The following is a 17594-nucleotide window of genomic DNA, read 5'->3' on the forward strand; positions in this document are numbered from 1 at the left end:
ATTTGTACACCCAATTTAGAAACCGGGTTGATGAACTAAAATCTTGATTTTATCTCCTAAACTCCGGTCATCAACCCGGTTTCTTGTGCGCTATTTAATCCAAACGCTTTTAATATTCACAAATTCGTGAATTCCTTGGCTGCTCAATTCTCGTCCGTAACCGGAACGTTTAATGCCGCCAAAGGGTAAGCGAGGATCGGATTTAACTAAACCGTTAATAAACACTGCACCCGCTTCTAATTCTCGAATTAAACGCTTTTGTTCAGCTTGATTTGTTGTCCAAGCACTAGCGCCTAAACCAAAAATGGTGCTATTAGCAAGGGTAATGGCTTCATCTAAAGAATTGACGCGGAAGATTAACGCCACCGGCCCAAAGAATTCTTCACTGTAAGCAGGGGCTCCTTCAGGAATTTGAGTTAAAATAGTTGGGGGATAAAAATTCCCTGGACAATCTAGGGGTTGACCTCCAGTTAAGACTTTGGCTCCTAATTCAACACAACGTTGAACTTGATCATCCAACTCCGTTAAAATATCTGGGGTTGCTAAGGGCCCGACTTCGGTATCAGGTAACATCGGATCACCAATTTTTAAAGCCTCAAATTTTTCCGCCATCCGACTTTCAAATTCATTGGCAATACTTGACATTAAAATAAACCGTTTGGCTGCAATACAAGATTGCCCATTATTTAACATTCGTGCAGTAACGGCGGCTTCAACTGCTGCGTTTAAATCCGCACTTTCTAGCACAATAAACGGATCACTGCCGCCTAATTCTAGGACGGTTTTTTTAATATTTTGACCCGCCAACGAAGCTAAACTCGCACCTGCGGGTTCACTTCCGGTTAAGGTTCCCGCTTTGACACGATCATCGCTAATAATTTGAGCGACTTTATTAGAGCCCACTAATAAGGTTTGAAACACCCCGTCAGGAAATCCGGCCTTTTGGAAAATTTCCGCAATAGCTAAGGCGCATTGAGGCACGTTAGAAGCGTGTTTGAGTAAACCGACATTTCCCGCCATTAAAGCAGGCGCGGCAAAGCGAAACACTTGCCAGAAGGGGAAATTCCAAGGCATTACTGCTAAAATTGCCCCTAGGGGTTCATAGGAAACAAAGCTGTTTATAGCGTCGCTGGAGACTGGAACATCCGCTAAAAATTGAGCCGCATTTTCCGCATAATAACGACAAACGGAGGCACTTTTTTTCGCTTCTGCGATCGCGGAGGTAATGGGTTTTCCCATTTCCAACGTCATGATTTTGGCGTAGGTTTCGGCGTTTTCTTCTAACAGGTTAGCCGCCTTTTGCATCCATTGCGAACGAGTATCAAAGGAGACTCGCCGATAGTCTCGAAAGGCTCGATCCGCGAGTGCTAAAGCCTTCTCAATTTCCGCATCCGTCAAGGCGGTAAAGGTTTTGACCGTTTCGCCTGTTGCCGGGTTAATTGTAGCAATGCCCATAATTGATTTTTTAGTTTTAAGTTAGAATTGAAGTTTTACTTTTTTTATGGTAACGCTTAAAAACTCTCTATTTTCACGGAAGGGATGACTCATCCACTACTCGATACAAAACTGAACAATACTATAACTAAATTCAAGGTTCTTAACAATAGGAATAAAAAGTTAATAGAGAAAATTAAAAAGTAGCAGTGTCCATTGAACTCCCCGGATCAAAATTCTGATTTGAACATCATCCTAATCTTGAAAAGAAGAGATATTTCTCTCGATTTTCACCGTCTAAAGTTCATCAAGGAAGGAGATGAAGAAAAAGCTGGGTTTGCTGTAATCTGCTGTCACCAGATTGTCACTTTTTAGGTTTACCTTAAATTTCAGTAACCAAACAGCTATCTGTTCAATTCTGAGTTAGGAAACCGAATCAAGATGAATTATTCTTTAAATCTGCGTTCCCTGTTTCGCCCAACCGTTAGTATCGTGACAGTGACGCTGTTAAGTGGGTTGAGTTTAGTCGGTTGTAATTCTAATCAACCTACGGTGAAAACGGCTCCAGCGACTCCTCAAATTCAAAACTCTGTTACACCTAGTAATAATACATCGTCAGCAACGCTGAAAAATTTACAAGCCGCTTATAATGGGGAATCTAACGCCCATGCTCGTTATCTTGCTTTTTCCCAAAAAGCAACTGATGAAGGATATCTGCAAGTTGCTGCTTTATTTCAAGCTGCGGCGGATGCAGAAGCGATTCATGCTGCTAATCATGGCGCAGTGATTCGGAAATTGGGTGCTACACCCGAAGCAAAAATTGAAACTCCCACCGTGAAATCCACGGCTGAAAATTTGCAAGAAGCGATTAAGGGAGAATCCTATGAACGAGATACCATGTATCCCCAATTTATTGAACAAGCGCGTGCTGAAGGGAATCAAGATGCCGTTGTTACCTTTACCTACGCGATTGATGCTGAAAAGCAACACGCTAATTTATATACTCAAGCTAAGGATAATTTAAACGATTGGCAAGAAGCTAAAATAACGTTTTATGTCTGTCCTGAATGCGGTTATACAACCAATACTTTAGGGTTTACCAATTGTCCCGATTGTAATACGGCTGAAAATCTTTTCTTAAGTGTTGCTTAGAGGTTTAAGCTATTTTTTTATTACTGGATTTTGAAATTTTACTGATGTAGAGATGTTGGTGGAAACGTCTCTACATAGTTCTAAGAATTAATCCGTGAAATTTAGAGGTTAATTATGAAGCGTCGGACTTTTTTAACTTGGGTAAGTGTCGGAACTTTAGCGAGTTTCTTTCCTGTGGCTTTAGCTGCTTGTTCTAACTCTAAAAATTCTACTAATGTTGTGACTCGCCCTGATAATTTTATCCAAGTCGGAACTCTTCAAGAACTTGATGAACAGGGCTCTATTTTAAATTCTCAAATTCCTGTTTTAATTATTCGTAATCCCAACAATCCCCAGGAGATTTCTGCTGTTAATCCCACTTGTCCCCATTTAGATTGTGTTGTGGAATGGGAAGCGGGTAAAAAAGAATTTGGATGTCCTTGTCATGCGTCCCAATTTACCCCAGAGGGTCAAGTGATTAAAGGGCCGGCTGATCGAGGATTAAAACGTTATCTAGCTAAACTAGAAGGGAATATCGTGTTAGTCAAACCCAGTTAATCTAAATTTAACCGAGAGGGCATGGGGTGTGGAAATTAATGACTGATATTTAAGATCAAAAAGTCTGTTATAATACAAAGAGTTGATTTTTAAAAAAATTATTAACGATTCGGGTGCTAAGGATTAATAAAATCAAGATTCACAGTTCAATGATGATTGCCGTAATCCAACCTACTTAACAACAATTTTTGTCCTGATAAATTTAACTCAAATTAGAGTTGGTTTGATGATAATATGGCAGTCTCGGTAGAATCCTAACTCTCAAAACTGATATCAGCATTGAATTCTGCACTCATGTATACTTCCTCTAATTCCCTAACATCCCTTTTAGAATCTCGATTTTCAGGAAATGCTCAGAGTGCTTTTTGGGGTGAGCTTTTGAGTAACAGTGGTTATTTTTTAATTTTAAAAAGTCTCTCTAATATTATTTCTAAAAGTTGGATTGAGTATTTAACTGACCCAACAGAATATTTATTAATTGTAGCGATGTTAATACAAGCCTGGGTTCTCTCTCGTCCAAAAACGAATCGATTTTGGGGAAATTTAGTCGGGGTTGGTTTGTACATAGTCCTGGATTTACCTTATGATGGATTAGAGTTTTTAAAAGAACCCATTCATCTTGTATTCTTAATCTTTTCTTTTCTCATTGCTACCCTTCAAGGATTAAGATTTCATGGTAATTTTAAAGCAGACTGGTTATTTTTTCCTCTGGAAAGTATCACCCGAACTTTAATGATTATTGCGTTTTATATTGTTGTTGAAATTCCTTGGGATTCTGATCGGTTATATTGGCAAACCTTTCTGAATTTTCTTCAAAGCAAGACTCATTTATTTTTGACTTTAAGTCTGATTTTAATTGGGCTACTTTTAGGGTTACAAGCCTTTCGACTATCCCAACAACGATACCAGCTTCAACAAACTGCTAAATTATTAGGAAATATGGCAGAATGGGGGATGGGAAGTTATATGGTTGCAACGGCTTTAAATAATCCTGAAGCCTTAGCCTTTCAACAATGCGATCGCACAATTTTATTTATGGATATTCGGGGCTTTACTCAATGGTGTGAAGAAAAACAACCGGATATTGCCGCCCAAGTTTTAAACCATTATTATCAAACCGTAGAACCGGAAGCAGCACGATATCATCCGTTAAAAATGACCCTAGCCGGGGATGAAATTATGGCGATTTATGCTACCCCCCAACAAGGCATTCAAGCGGCTCAAGCCATGCAAAAAGCCGCTAAAAATAGCTTGAATTCCTATGGTTTGGGAGCAGGTTGTAGCCTTCATTGTGGGGAAGTGATTGAGGGATTATTTGGCGGAAAGGAAGTGAGAACTTACACCGTTATTGGAGATGTGGTGAATACGGGTAAACGTTTAGAAGGCATTACTCCGGCTGGAGAAATTACGGTTTCGGATACCCTATATCAAGCTTTAAATCGGAAACTCAAGGTTGAACCTTATGATCCGATTTTTGTTAAAGGTAAAGTTGAACCTTTAATGGCTTGGCGTTTAAGGAGCTAAGTAAAATTATCTGAATTATCTATAAATTTTAATCTTAAATCTTTCCTACGGATTAACTTTGATTTTTATAATTGCAAATATGCTAGAATGTTTAATAATGGTTTAAATCAGAATTAACCGAATATAAAAATTTAAAAACTTATGAGACAAATAAAGGTTAAAAATTTTGGCCCTATTAAATCAGGCTTAACAGACAATAACGAATTTATAGAGATTCGTAAAATTACTGTTTTTATTGGTCATCAAGGAACAGGGAAAAGTAGTATTGCCAAGTTGATATCAACATTGAGTTGGTTAGAAAAAGCATTATATCGTGGAATGTTAAAGGAAAAAGATGTAATCAGCTATAATCGATTTGTAAACAAATATTGTAATTATCAAAACTTAAAGAATTACTTTCAACCTATAAGTGAAATTGAATATCGAGGAAAAGTCTATAATTTTAATTATAAGGAAGGTAAATTTCAAATCTATGGGATTAATAATAATCCTGAAAAATATATTGTTCCTAAAATTATGTATGTGCCAGCAGAGCGAAACTTTTTGAGTTCTGTAAGATGGCCAGGAAAAATACAAGGATTACCTGAATCATTATATACTTTTTGGAAAGAATTAGAACGCTCACAACAAGAATTATCGAGTATCTTAACTTTACCTGTGGGCAATGTCAATTTAGAATTTGATAAACTTAACAAAATTTCAAATATTATAGGGCATGATTATAAGTTAAAACTTTCAGAGGCTTCAAGTGGTTTTCAATCTTTCGTACCTTTATTTTTAGTTTCTCGAAATATTGCCCTATCTATTAGCAAAAATCAAGAAACAGCACAAAATGAGCTTAGTGGAGAAGATAAAAAAAGATTAACAATGGAAATTGAGAAAATTATTTCTAATGATAGTCTGTCAGAGGAACTAAAACAAGCAGCATTGGAAGTGTTATCTTCTAAATATAAGAATGAATGCTTTTTAAATATTGTGGAAGAAATAGAACAAAATCTTTTTCCACAATCCCAAAAAGAAGTATTGTATAAATTACTAGAATTTGCTAACCTTACAGAAGGAAATGGACTAATTCTTACTACCCATAGTCCTTACATTATTAATTATCTGACATTAGCAATAAAAACATATAATATTTTACAGAGATTCTATGATAATCCAAACAATCATATACTCAAAGAAAAACTAGAAACAATTGTTCCAGAAGAATCTTGCATATCGGAAGAAGATGTTATCGTATATCAATTAACAGAACAAGGAGAAATTAAAAAACTTCCTACCTATGACGGTTTGCCTTCTGACGAAAATTATCTAAATATTTCATTAGCAGAGACTAATCAACTTTTTGATGATTTACTAGAAATTGAAGAACAATTATGAGCATAAATTTTTTTGATCCAAATTGTCAGAATAGGACAAATCAATCTGAATTTGGACTGTGTGACGATCCATCACCTACCCCGGCTTATATTGATATTGATATTTCCCATAAAGACGAAAAATGGATCGCCATTGTTGATAATAGCAATGAAATAGAGATAATATTTACTGCTATTGATAATTGTATTGAAATCAAAAGATCCGATGGTACAATGAATAGTCGTTGCGATGGAATGCTTACTTATCAGAACCGTATTATTTTGGTAGAGTTAAAAGAAAGGAACTATAGAAATAGCATTTGGATAGAGGAGGGGGAGGAACAGCTTAAAAATACGATTGAGCTTTTTATAGAAAACAATGATATAAATAATTATAAATTAAAAAGAGCATATATAGCTAATAGCAAGAAACCTAAATTTCCATATTCACACATCGAAAGAATGCAGAAATTTAAGAACAAAACGGGTTTCATATTACTAATTCAGAATACTATAATAATTAAATGATCTTGCTCAATGACTACTTTATTAAGAAGGTATTCAACCGAGACGAGGGTAAAAAGAGGGATCATGGACTTCGAGACGCCAGCAACGCTGTTCTCAAAAACTTGCTGAGGTTCTATTTGAGGAATGCTGGAGGAACTGGAAACTTTAATCTAAATTCATGCCTATCAGCCATTGAAACAAATACATGGTAAGAAAGAAGTTATGTTAAGAAATGTTCAAAGGATTGGGAATTGGACGTTGAGAGGATATCTCAAGAACCAATTCGTTGTAAACGATACTATCCATTTAGGTTAGGCTATGGATTTTTCGACTCTTGCAGCGCAGTTGAACGCTGGGATTATTTGGCCAGAGGGGATTGTCATCATTACCCTCTTGGTGGTGTTAGTCGGTGATTTGATTGTTGGGAGGATTCAATCTTCCCAATGGACGCCTTATGCGGCGATCGCAGGTTTACTGCTTTCGGTTGGGGTGTTGTACACTCAATGGGATACGACCAATACCATCGCCTTTTTAGGCAGTTTCAATGGGGATGATCTCAGTATCGTCTTTCGGGGAATTATTGCCCTGTCTTCAGCCGTAACGATTTTAATGTCCATCCGCTACGTTGAACAAACGGGAACCGCCTTAGCAGAATTTATCGCCATTCTATTAACTGCAACTTTAGGGGCGATGTTCCTATCCGGGGCGAATGAATTAGTCACCATTTTTGTAGCGTTAGAAACCTTGAGTATCTCCTCTTATTTATTAACAGGATATACCAAACGTGACCCCCGTTCTAACGAAGCCGCATTGAAATATCTGTTAATTGGGGCTGCCAGTTCTGCCGTATTTCTCTATGGTTTATCCCTATTATATGGACTGTCGGGAGGCAAAACCAATTTAACCGAAATTGCCAAGGTTTTAGCAACTTCTAGCGGTGAATCTTTAGGCGTTGTCATCGCTTTAGTCTTCGTCATTGCTGGAATTTCCTTTAAAATTTCGGCTGTTCCCTTCCACCAATGGACACCGGACGTTTACGAAGGTTCACCCACACCCGTTGTAGCCTTTTTATCCGTGGGTTCCAAAACCGCCGGGTTTGCCCTGGCCATTCGCTTACTGATTAACGCTTTTCCTTCCGTCGCCGATGAATGGCGGTTTGTGTTCACCGCTTTAGCCCTCCTGAGTATGATCTTAGGAAACGTCGTGGCGCTCGCTCAAACCAGCATGAAACGGATGTTAGCTTATTCATCTATTGCCCAAGCTGGGTTTGTGATGATTGGGTTAATTGCTGGAACAGAAGCCGGATATTCCAGCATGGTATTTTACCTGTTGATTTATCTGTTTATGAACTTAGGGGGCTTCATTTGTGTGATTCTCTTCTCTCTGAGAACGGGAACGGATCAAATTAGTGAATATAGTGGGTTATATCAAAAAGATCCCCTATTAACCCTGTGTTTAAGTATTTGTCTATTATCCTTGGGCGGTATTCCTCCCTTAGCGGGATTTTTTGGCAAAATTTACCTGTTTTGGGCAGGTTGGCAAGCGGGTTTATACGCCTTAGTTTTGTTAGGGTTAGTCACCAGTGTAGTCTCGATTTATTATTACATTCGCGTTGTGAAAATGATGGTGGTGAAAGAGCCCCAAGAAATGTCTGATGCGGTGAAAAATTATCCGGCTATGCAATGGAATTTACCCGGAATGCGTCCTCTACAAGTGGGTTTAGTGTTAACTTTGGTCGCGACTTCGTTATCAGGTATTTTATCGAATCCGTTATTTACCTTATCAAGCGATGCAATTACCCATACTCCGATGTTTAAAAACGCATTGGTGAAAACCAAAACCGTTGCTAATCTGACAACATCTCCTATCATTACCAAACGGAAGTAATTTTAACTTCTGAATTTCTCGGCTATCCCCCCCTTTTATATTTTAGGGGGGTTTATAATAGGAATATTAATTGAGTATTTTTTTCCTATAATTAAAATCGATTATGCTGAAGAATTATTTAAACCGTAGGGTGCGTAAGCGAAGCGCACGCACCATTAATTATCCTTCAAAATCATCAGGACTTTTGCTTTAAATTTTGTTCATTTGGTGCGTGTTCTTCCCTCACACACTTTAAGGAAGCCTGGGGAATTTGACTCCAGGGTTATTCTTCAATTTTGTTCATTTGGTGCGTGTTCTTCCCTCACACACTTTAAGGAAGCCTGGGGAATTTGACTCCAGGGTTATTCTTCAATTTTGTTTATTTGGTGCGTGTTCTTCCCTTACACACTTTAAGGAAGCCTGGGGAATTTGACTCCAGGGTTATTCTTCAATTTTGTTTATTTGGTGCGTGCGCTTCCCTTACGCACCCTACAAGGTTTTACTCATTTGTAGGTTCTACCTAGAAATGCAATTTATGTGGCTCTGCCACCACAGAACTATTATAAATAAATAGGATACTAGAGGCAGAGCCTCTGTTTGGCATTCCCAGCATCTTGCTGGGAACGAGGATGTGGAGGAGTTCATATTAATGATAAACTAATATAATGATAATCAAGAGGTGAATTATGGATGCTAAAGAACTGTTAGAAAGATATGAACAAGGTGAACGTAAATTTGAGAAAGCACAATTAAGTGGTATTGATCTTAAAGGGACAGATTTAAGAGATATTAATTTGTCAAATGCTAATTTAACTGGTGCAGACTTAAGCAATGCAGTTCTTACTAAGGCTAACTTATCTAGCACATTGCTTAATAAGGCTTGTCTCAATGATGCTGATTTAACTAATGTACAAGGACATAGCATAAGGCTTATGTGGGCTGACCTTAGTGGAACTAATTTGAGCAAATCAAACTTAATTTACTCGGATTTAAGCAATAGTACGTTAGACAAAGCTCATCTTAGTAATGCCCAATTAACATCATCTAACTTTAATCAAGCTTCTCTTTGTGGGGCAAATTTAACAGGAGCTAATTTAGGAAATTCATCTTTTAATGGAGCCGATTTTACAAATGCAGATTTAAGTCGAGCCAATTTAGAAAAAGGACGATTTCAAGACTGTAATTTTCAATCGTCTAACTTACAATTAGTTAATTTAGCTAACGTAGATTTATCAACATTAAATTTTACAGATGCAAATTTGGAACGTGCTAATCTTGAAAATGCTAATTTGAAAGAAGCAATACTTAAAAATGTTAATTTAGAAAAAGCTAATTTGCGAGGAGCTAATTTAATTAATGCCAATTTAGAGGTAGCAAACTTAGCAAAAGCTGACTTAACGGGTGCTAATATCTATGGGGCTAATCTTCAAAATGCTGACTTCACAGGTGCAATAATGCCGAATGGAGAACGTAATAAATTAGAAAATAACCCTTCTAATTTATCTGAAACAGCAAAAACAGTATCAGATACAGAAAAAGCCATAACTCGTAAAATCATTAAAACTGAAAAAGCACCGAAACCCGTTGGCCCTTATAATCAAGCGGTAATGGTCAATAACACGATCTATTTATCAGGACAAATTGCTATAGACCCCCGCATTAACCAAATTGTTTATCCCGATGAAATCATCAAACAAACCGAACGAGTGATGTCAAATTTAGAGGCGGTATTAACCGAAGCAGGGGCGACTTTGGAAAACGTTGTTAAAACCACAATCTTCTTAAAAGATATGAACGATTTTACTCAAGTTAATGAAGTCTATTCCAAATATTTTAAACCCGAAACAGCCCCCGCTAGGGCGACCCTTGAAGTGTCCCGTCTTCCCAAAGATGTATTAGTAGAAATCGAATGTATCGCCGTTATTTAAACCGTAGGGTGTGTAAGCGTAGCGTACGCACCTTTAATTATACCCAAAAACATAATGTTTTTTGGTATAATTATGTTAAATTGGTGCGTGCGGCTTTGCCTTACGCACCCTACTCATTGATTTTAATTGTCATTTAATAAACGATATTCTTCTTCAAATACTTCTTGCCAAGATAAAGAGATTAACGAACATTTTTTACCCATTTCATCCTCAGCATCTTTAATGGCTCGTTTAAAACATTGTTCCCAAATAGAATTAATAAAATTTAGGTTTAAACTGGGAACTTCTTCTTGAATATCAGCTAGATTCAATTAAAACCGCTAACCCTTCTGTTGCTTCCATCCATTTTTTCTCCTGTAATAAGTCTTGAACAGCGATCGCAGCTAAATATTCAGAACTCGCAGCCAACCATTCCCAATCTTCTGAGGTTCGCATTTTTTCCCTAACAAAAATTAATTAGAAAACACACTTTTGATTTTATGTCAAGTTTTTAAAATTGAACTTAACATTTCTATTCAATTTAACAAAATGTTGCTCAAAATTTAAGAATCATTGCAATTAAACAATAAAAGTGTTGTTTTAGTGGCAAACTAAATGCTGATATAGATTTGAGAAACTGGGTTTTTAGCCTGGATCTAGGCTGTACAACCCGGTTTCAGTGTGCGATCGCTAAGTATAAATACGACTAGCGATTAGCACAATTTCTGAGAACATAAACAAGGCGATCCTAATCACCCATCAACGGAGAAAGACACTATGAAATTGGCTTATTGGATGTATGCTGGCCCAGCCCATATTGGAACCCTTCGCATCGCCAGTTCTTTCAAAAATGTTCACGCCATTATGCACGCCCCTTTAGGGGATGATTATTTCAACGTCATGCGGTCGATGTTAGAACGGGAACGGGACTATACCCCGGTGACAGCTAGTGTGGTAGATCGCAACGTTTTAGCACGGGGTTCTCAAGAAAAAGTGGTTGATAATATTGTTAGAAAAGATCAGGAAGAACGCCCCGATTTAATTGTCTTAACTCCCACTTGTACTTCTAGTATTTTACAAGAAGATTTACAAAATTTTGTTGAACGCGCCCAACTAGATGCCAAAGGCGATGTGATGTTAGCCGATGTCAATCATTATCGCGTGAATGAACTGCAAGCGGCTGACCGGACGTTACAACAAATCGTTCAATTTTATATTGAAAAAGCTAAGAAAAAAGGCGATTTACCCGAAGGCAAAACCGAAAAACCTTCTGTTAATATTATTGGAATGTCTACCCTAGGTTTCCATAACCAACATGACTGCACTGAATTAAAACGGTTAATGGCAGATTTAGGCATTGAAGTGAATGAAGTGATTCCCGAAGGAGCATCGGTTCATAACTTAAAAAACCTACCTCGTGCATGGTTTAATTTAGTTCCTTATCGAGAACTAGGGTTAATGGCAGCCGGATATTTAGAAGAAGCATTCGGGATGCCTTATGTTGATATTACTCCGATGGGAGTGGTGGAAACTGCCCGTTGTATTCGCAAAATTCAACAAGTGATTAATGCTCAAGGCACTGATGTAGATTATAGCGAATATATTGATAATCAAACCCTCTATGTTTCCCAAGCCGCTTGGTTTTCTCGTTCCATTGACTGTCAGAATTTAACCGGGAAAAAAGCTGTTGTGTTTGGGGATAATACCCACGCTGCGGCGATGACTAAAATTCTCGCCCGGGAGATGGGAATTCATGTGGTTTGTGCGGGAACTTATTGCAAATATGATGCAGATTGGTTTAAGGAACAAGTGAGTGAATATTGCGATGAAATTCTCATCAGTGATGATAACGCTCAAATCGGAGATATGATTGCCCGCATTGAACCTTCTGCTATTTTTGGAACCCAAATGGAACGCCATGTTGGGAAACGATTAGATATTCCCTGCGGTGTGATTGCATCTCCCATTCATATTCAGAATTTCCCCATCGGTTATAAACCCTTTTTAGGCTATGAAGGCACGAATCAGCTTACTGATTTAATCTATAATTCCTTTACTTTAGGAATGGAAGATCACCTGTTAGAAATCTTCGGCGGACACGATACTAAAGAAGTAATTACCAAAGGAATTTCGGCGGGTTCTGATTTGAATTGGACGAAAGAAGCCCAAGCTGAACTGAATAAAATTCCGGGGTTTGTACGCGGTAAAGTTAAACGCAATACCGAAAAATTTGCCCGTGAACGCGGTTTAAATGAAATTTCGTTAGAAGTGATGTATGCGGCAAAAGAAGCCGTCGGAGCTTAATTTTCTAATACTCTGTAGGGTGCGTAAGGCGAAGCCGCACGCACCGACTTTGATTAATTAATAAACTTTTGGTGCGTAAACGTAGCGCACGCACCCTACTACTTTACGCTCCTTACTCTCGGCTATTCCTCAATAAAATTAGTAGGGTGCTTACGCACCCGATGGGAATTAATATTGATTCATCAGAAGACGTTGAGGTTTGTAGTTAAACTGAGGTAAACTTTTCAATAAGGGAACACGAGATACTAATTCGTTGAAAACTGTTAAATCACGATTTTGAACTGCATGGATCAAATCCTGCCGAAATTCATTAGCAAACCCTTCTGTAACTATTTGATAATGGAATCCCCACTCTTCACCCTCCATGAAATATTCAGGTTGAAATTCTGAGACGTGACATTTATCATAAACCTTAACCGCACATTCCAAAATTAGCTTCTCCAATTTGGGATCAATCGTAAGAAGTTCAAGAATAATTCGACTGAGCGATGGTACTTCTTTCCCATCTAAAACTGACAGATCAAAGGGACAGTCAATTGCTTTCTTGATTCTTTGCTCCACATCTTTAGCTAATTCTTTGCTAAAATACTTCATAAAAATTTCCCCACGCCAAGATATTTTTTCCAAATTCAAGCAATCTTCTAATAATTCGATAGGGTGTGCAGACATATAGGACATTGCCACGGGAGAATCTAATTCAATATCAAGGCGATATTTTGCGTTGTCTATCAGTTGATAGGCTTGTTCTTCTGTTCTGACTAACATGGGCACATCATAGTCATTACCCGACCGAATTAAGCAGTCGGTAATATTATCCAGCTTGTTAAATGTTGGGACATCACATTTTTTCGCCACCTCTTTCAGATAGTTTCTCATTTTATCGGAATTTTTCATAGCCATAGTACCTCTTTTATATATTACAGTTAGGGCAACCAACCTGCGTATCAACTGACTTTTAAGGTTCAGTTCACTTTCAGTAGTTGCTTTAGTCTGATTTCTATCCTAGCGATTTTTTTTTTAAATTGGCTGCACCGAGTCGAATTTCCAAAAAATTTTGATTTATTCAGCAGACGACAAGCTTCTCAAACGCTTATTCAGAAAGGCTTAGAGGCTAATGATGTATTCATCAGAAAATAGACAGGAGTGGGAAAAATTCTAAGCTGCTACTCATCAAAATTTACTGTTGAGATTGGTTATGGGGTGGGGCGTGAGTGAGTGTGGGGAGTCAGGCTGTATTAAATTTAGATAGAGAACACCTTATTACTTGTCCCCAGTGTATGGTAGTTAGTTTTTAGGGTGCGTAAGGCGCAATTAATTGATCGGGAAATCCAATCATTAACAATTTGTTTCTTGCACCATTTTTTTATTAACAAAAGTTTGGGTACGCTTTTTAATCGGTTATAATATTGTTCTATAATTTTAACATTATAGTAGGTAAGCCTTTGACTCAAATGCCAGACTATGAAACTGAAAGATCTGCCTTACTTGCAGAACTTCAAGCCAGAGGAATCAAGCATGATCCTAAAAAGATTGTTAGAATCGCTAAATGTGCGGATGATCAAATTGTATTCTTAGAAACCGGAGATGAAAACCGAGGTTTACAGCATATTTTAGCGAAAGCCGATCAATTTGCTAGGATAGGAATTAATGCAGATGAAATTGTTGATGTTGTTATGGGAGCAATTATCAAAGGAAGCATTGTTAGTTCCCAAGGTAGAAAAACAGTTAACCCCCGTCCAGTTTATCAATTTATTTACAAGGGTGAGATTAAATATATTGCAGTTACAATAGGTAATAATGGATATATTGTAGGGGCAAATCCGAGAACAAAACTAAAATAATCTTTATAGAGGTTCAATTATATGCCTATAAAAATTAGACTAATGACAGATTATGGATGTTACCCCTTATGGTGGGATGAACCTGATAAAGTGGGTGATTTAGAGCCAGAATCTTTACCTTTAAGTCAAGAAACTATTCAACGTTTATATTATTGGGCTGATGCTTTTGAAGCTCGATTAAACTTGGCTGATCCTTCTGATTCTCCTGAAGTTACACCGGAAGAAATAGAACGTTTTGAATGGGAAGGACTAAGTTTATGGAAACAGTTAGATCAGGAATTAGCACCTGATTATGAAGTAGTTTATTTTAGTAGTCATTTTCATCAAGTTTTTACTGATCCGGCTAAGTTAGAGGAAAAATTAAAGCTAAATCTGATGCAATTTAATCAAACTTATTGGGAATATGTCAGAGAAAATATTTCTCAAGTGTTTAATCAAGTTGTGGCAAATAGAGATATTATTGTTATTAATCCTCCAGAAGGGGAAAGTGCAGTTTTAATAGCGATGGAAAAATTTAATTATTTAATAGCAATAGCAAATGCTCATTTAGAAAATGAAAAAAAACGATTTGAGCCACAAATTATTAGAGACGAGTTATTTTCAGAATATCATTTTAATTATCAAATAGCTCGTCCTAATCCCTTTAGCAATCAAACAACTGAATCATCAATTCCAATCAGATTAGATTCAGATGTTGCTGAAGTCTTTAAAACATCAGAAGATGTTAATCAAGCCTTACGTTACTTACTTTCTACTATTCTTGAAAAAAAGGATAGTCCTTCTAATTCTTGATCAAACCAAACCGTAATTGTTTTCCCTGACCGTCATCTTGAAAATGTTGTTCACCCACTCCCACCACATCAATAATAATCTCACGGTTAGGGGGTGTCCATTGTCCTTGACGGGGTTCGATTTCAACGATTAATTCTTGATTGTCTTGAGAAAGTCGATATTTCGTTGTTGCATACATTCCCTGAACATACTCAAAAGAACGACCATCATCTTCATATAAAATCCCTTCTCCTGTCCCTGGAAAAACTTTAAAGGTTAAACAATCAATCGGTTTTTCATCAACATATTGCATCACGGGTTGTAAGGGAATAATTGAACCCGCTTTGACATACAAAGGCATCCGCTCTAAGGGTGCTTCGGCTAAAATATATTGTGATCCAGAATAGGATTTTCCTGTCCACCAATCATACCATATCCCTTCAGGTAAATACACCGCCCGACATTCAACACCGGGGCGATAAATGGGGGCGGCTAAAATTGCTGAACCGAGTAAAATTTGATCGGATAAGGTATAGGTTTTGCTATCATTTGGATAGTGATAAAATAGCGGACGGAGAATCGGTGATCCGGTTTGGGTGGCTTCCCAAAATAAGGTATAAAGATACGGTAAAAGACGATAGCGTAATTCTAAATATTCTCGACAAATTTGTTCAACTTTTTCTCCAAATACCCAAGGTTCATGTTGGGCGGTTGATAATGCAGAATGACCTCGCATCAAGGGATATAACACTCCCATTTGCATCCATCGGGCGAATAATTCTGCGGTTGCATTTCCGGCAAAACCGCCAATATCACAACCGACAAAAGCCACTCCCGATAAACCCATATTGCATAACATCGGAAGAGAGGTTTCTAAATGTTCCCAAATAGAATGGTTATCTCCCATCCACACCGATGACCAGCGTTGAATTCCTGCATATCCTGACCGTGTTAATACAAAAGATCGTTCCTGCGGTCGCAATTTTACTAAGGCTTCTGCACAGGATTTTGCCATCATTAATCCGTACAAATTATGAGTTTCGGCGTGGGTTGCTTGTTCTTCTAATGGCCCTTGTAAACAATCTAATGGAAAGGTAATTTTACTGCCTTTATCGCCAAAAGGACGGTCATCTAAGGCGGGTTCATTCATATCGTTCCAAATGCCTGCAATTCCCATATCTGTTAACGTTTGATGGCATTCTCCCCACCAGTTTTGGACTTTGGGGTTTAAAAAATCTGGAAAAACTGCTTTATCCGGCCAGACATAACCATGAAACAATTGACCATTGGGTTTTCTAACAAAATAGTCTTCTTCTAATCCTTGATCAAAAATAGGATAATTCCCTTCGGGTTCATATTTAACGCCAGGGTCGATAATGGTGATAGTTTTAAAACCGTTATGGTTTAAATGTTGAATTAAATTTTGAGGATGAGGAAAGCGATGATGACTCCAAGTAAATACTCGATATCCTCGCATATAATCAATATCTAAATGAATGACATCACAGGGAATTTTGCGGTTTCTAAATTCTTTTGCTAGGTTTTTAACAACAATTTCTGATTCATAACTCCACCGACATTGATGATAGCCTAACGCCCAACGGGGAGGTAATGGCATTCGTCCGGTGAGTTGAGTATAGGTATTTAAAATTTGTTCAGGTTTAGGGCCATAAATAATATAATAATCGAGTTCTGGAGCTTGGGTTTCCATCCGCCAAACTCCTGGTTGTTCAACGCCAATATCGAAGCGACTCCAATAGGTACTATTCAAAAAAATGCCATAACTTAACTCAGGACGTAATGCCATAAACATCGGAATGGCTTGATACATGGCATCGGTTAAGGCATCATAATCTAAAGAATCAACTGTCCAATTGGTTTTAATTTCTCCAATTTTATCTAAAAATCCAGTGCGTTCTCCAAAGCCATAAAAATGTTCTTCCGCTTCAATCTTTTTCCAAACTGCTGTTAACCCTTCTCGCCATGCAAAGCCTAATTCGGCATCAATAGCAAAGGGGTTATTATTGTTATCATAACATTGAACGCGGAACGGATGATGTTGAATCGAGATCTTAATTTTTTCAGTAATAATTTCTGTCGTTTGTTCGGTTTCTTGGGTTTTAAATTGAACAGGTTGCCAGTCTGAATCATCCATCGTAACCGCCCAAGAACGACGAGGCAAAAACTCACCGGATGGGGCATAACGAACTCGAATTAAATTCTCGGCTAATACACTAATTTTAACATAAACATTCCCACAGTTAAATAATATAGAGCGATCGCTTACTTCTACCGTTTTAACAGATTCAATTTGTGACCAATTGGGGTCGAGGGTGTGTAATTGTCCAAAATATTGAGGCATAATCTAAGACCGTAGGGATTAACAATATAGC

Annotated in this window: 15 protein-coding genes; 10 read left to right on the top strand and 5 right to left on the bottom strand. The window is 37.7% G+C overall.

Going from position 1 to position 17594, the window contains the following annotated elements; genetic code table 11:
- Window positions 1-90: 90 nt before the first annotated feature.
- Complete coding sequence (locus H6G57_RS02235) at window positions 91-1455, bottom strand: NAD-dependent succinate-semialdehyde dehydrogenase (protein WP_190515671.1); 1365 nt, start codon at window positions 1453-1455, stop codon at window positions 91-93.
- A 420-nt stretch (window positions 1456-1875) separates the two neighbouring features.
- Between H6G57_RS02235 and H6G57_RS02240 the strand changes: the two genes are divergently transcribed.
- From H6G57_RS02240 to H6G57_RS02270, 7 genes are all read left to right on the top strand, one after another.
- The gene (locus H6G57_RS02240) at window positions 1876-2586 is read left to right on the top strand and encodes a rubrerythrin family protein (protein ID WP_190515673.1); all 711 of its coding nucleotides are present in this window, start codon (window positions 1876-1878) and stop codon (window positions 2584-2586) included.
- A gap of 114 nt (window positions 2587-2700) precedes the next feature.
- Entirely contained in the window at window positions 2701-3123 is a 423-nt protein-coding gene (locus tag H6G57_RS02245; protein WP_190515675.1) for a ubiquinol-cytochrome c reductase iron-sulfur subunit, read from the top strand.
- Between the two features lie 294 nt (window positions 3124-3417).
- The gene (locus H6G57_RS02250; protein ID WP_190515676.1) at window positions 3418-4647 is read left to right on the top strand and encodes an adenylate/guanylate cyclase domain-containing protein; all 1230 of its coding nucleotides are present in this window, start codon (window positions 3418-3420) and stop codon (window positions 4645-4647) included.
- Window positions 4648-4788: 141 nt separating this feature from the next.
- Window positions 4789-6027, top strand: a complete 1239-nt coding sequence (locus H6G57_RS02255; protein ID WP_190515677.1) for an ATP-binding protein — start codon at window positions 4789-4791, stop codon at window positions 6025-6027.
- A complete protein-coding gene (locus tag H6G57_RS02260) occupies window positions 6024-6533 on the top strand; it encodes a hypothetical protein (protein WP_190515679.1) in 510 nt (169 codons plus the stop codon). The genes H6G57_RS02255 and H6G57_RS02260 overlap by 4 nt, the downstream gene beginning before the upstream one ends.
- A gap of 297 nt (window positions 6534-6830) precedes the next feature.
- Complete coding sequence (locus tag H6G57_RS02265; RefSeq protein ID WP_190515680.1) at window positions 6831-8399, top strand: NAD(P)H-quinone oxidoreductase subunit N; 1569 nt, start codon at window positions 6831-6833, stop codon at window positions 8397-8399.
- Window positions 8400-9064: 665 nt separating this feature from the next.
- Window positions 9065-10306: a Rid family detoxifying hydrolase gene (locus tag H6G57_RS02270; RefSeq protein ID WP_190515682.1), complete on the top strand. Its 1242-nt coding sequence runs from the start codon at window positions 9065-9067 to the stop codon at window positions 10304-10306.
- Window positions 10307-10428: 122 nt separating this feature from the next.
- On the opposite strand, the gene H6G57_RS28825 is transcribed toward H6G57_RS02270, so the two are convergent.
- On the bottom strand, window positions 10429-10617 hold the full coding sequence (locus tag H6G57_RS28825) for a hypothetical protein (protein WP_242048841.1): 189 nt from the start codon (window positions 10615-10617) through the stop codon (window positions 10429-10431).
- Window positions 10604-10741 (bottom strand): hypothetical protein, encoded by a 138-nt coding sequence (locus H6G57_RS28830; protein ID WP_242048842.1) that lies wholly within the window; start codon window positions 10739-10741, stop codon window positions 10604-10606. The genes H6G57_RS28825 and H6G57_RS28830 overlap by 14 nt, the downstream gene beginning before the upstream one ends.
- 321 nt (window positions 10742-11062) lie before the next feature.
- Between H6G57_RS28830 and bchB the strand changes: the two genes are divergently transcribed.
- Window positions 11063-12589: a ferredoxin:protochlorophyllide reductase (ATP-dependent) subunit B gene (gene bchB / locus H6G57_RS02280; RefSeq protein ID WP_190515683.1), complete on the top strand. Its 1527-nt coding sequence runs from the start codon at window positions 11063-11065 to the stop codon at window positions 12587-12589.
- A gap of 168 nt (window positions 12590-12757) precedes the next feature.
- Here the strand turns inward: bchB and H6G57_RS02285 are convergent, their stop codons facing one another.
- Window positions 12758-13489: a hypothetical protein gene (locus H6G57_RS02285; protein WP_190515685.1), complete on the bottom strand. Its 732-nt coding sequence runs from the start codon at window positions 13487-13489 to the stop codon at window positions 12758-12760.
- A 551-nt stretch (window positions 13490-14040) separates the two neighbouring features.
- Between H6G57_RS02285 and H6G57_RS02290 the strand changes: the two genes are divergently transcribed.
- A complete protein-coding gene (locus H6G57_RS02290; protein ID WP_190516284.1) occupies window positions 14041-14430 on the top strand; it encodes a hypothetical protein in 390 nt (129 codons plus the stop codon).
- Window positions 14431-14451: 21 nt separating this feature from the next.
- Window positions 14452-15222 (top strand): hypothetical protein, encoded by a 771-nt coding sequence (locus H6G57_RS29580; RefSeq protein ID WP_309235617.1) that lies wholly within the window; start codon window positions 14452-14454, stop codon window positions 15220-15222.
- Here the strand turns inward: H6G57_RS29580 and H6G57_RS02305 are convergent.
- Window positions 15212-17563 (bottom strand): glycoside hydrolase family 31 protein, encoded by a 2352-nt coding sequence (locus H6G57_RS02305; RefSeq protein WP_190515687.1) that lies wholly within the window; start codon window positions 17561-17563, stop codon window positions 15212-15214. The genes H6G57_RS29580 and H6G57_RS02305 overlap by 11 nt on opposite strands.
- Between the last annotated feature and the right edge of the window lie 31 nt (window positions 17564-17594).

Source organism: Planktothrix sp. FACHB-1365, assembly GCF_014697575.1.
In the GTDB taxonomy this organism is placed as follows: Bacteria; Cyanobacteriota; Cyanobacteriia; order Cyanobacteriales; family Microcoleaceae; genus Planktothrix.

What these genes read in the sequence shown, in the direction of transcription:
- H6G57_RS02235 (WP_190515671.1), bottom strand. Translation starts at nt 1,455, where the DNA reads ATGGGCATTGCTACAATTAACCCGGCAACAGGCGAAACGGTCAAAACC.
- H6G57_RS02240 (WP_190515673.1), top strand. Translation starts at nt 1,876, where the DNA reads ATGAATTATTCTTTAAATCTGCGTTCCCTGTTTCGCCCAACCGTTAGT.
- H6G57_RS02245 (WP_190515675.1), top strand. Translation starts at nt 2,701, where the DNA reads ATGAAGCGTCGGACTTTTTTAACTTGGGTAAGTGTCGGAACTTTAGCG.
- H6G57_RS02250 (WP_190515676.1), top strand. Translation starts at nt 3,418, where the DNA reads ATGTATACTTCCTCTAATTCCCTAACATCCCTTTTAGAATCTCGATTT.
- H6G57_RS02255 (WP_190515677.1), top strand. Translation starts at nt 4,789, where the DNA reads ATGAGACAAATAAAGGTTAAAAATTTTGGCCCTATTAAATCAGGCTTA.
- H6G57_RS02260 (WP_190515679.1), top strand. Translation starts at nt 6,024, where the DNA reads ATGAGCATAAATTTTTTTGATCCAAATTGTCAGAATAGGACAAATCAA.
- H6G57_RS02265 (WP_190515680.1), top strand. Translation starts at nt 6,831, where the DNA reads ATGGATTTTTCGACTCTTGCAGCGCAGTTGAACGCTGGGATTATTTGG.
- H6G57_RS02270 (WP_190515682.1), top strand. Translation starts at nt 9,065, where the DNA reads ATGGATGCTAAAGAACTGTTAGAAAGATATGAACAAGGTGAACGTAAA.
- H6G57_RS28830 (WP_242048842.1), bottom strand. Translation starts at nt 10,741, where the DNA reads ATGCGAACCTCAGAAGATTGGGAATGGTTGGCTGCGAGTTCTGAATAT.
- bchB (WP_190515683.1), top strand. Translation starts at nt 11,063, where the DNA reads ATGAAATTGGCTTATTGGATGTATGCTGGCCCAGCCCATATTGGAACC.
- H6G57_RS02285 (WP_190515685.1), bottom strand. Translation starts at nt 13,489, where the DNA reads ATGGCTATGAAAAATTCCGATAAAATGAGAAACTATCTGAAAGAGGTG.
- H6G57_RS02290 (WP_190516284.1), top strand. Translation starts at nt 14,041, where the DNA reads ATGCCAGACTATGAAACTGAAAGATCTGCCTTACTTGCAGAACTTCAA.
- H6G57_RS29580 (WP_309235617.1), top strand. Translation starts at nt 14,452, where the DNA reads ATGCCTATAAAAATTAGACTAATGACAGATTATGGATGTTACCCCTTA.
- H6G57_RS02305 (WP_190515687.1), bottom strand. Translation starts at nt 17,563, where the DNA reads ATGCCTCAATATTTTGGACAATTACACACCCTCGACCCCAATTGGTCA.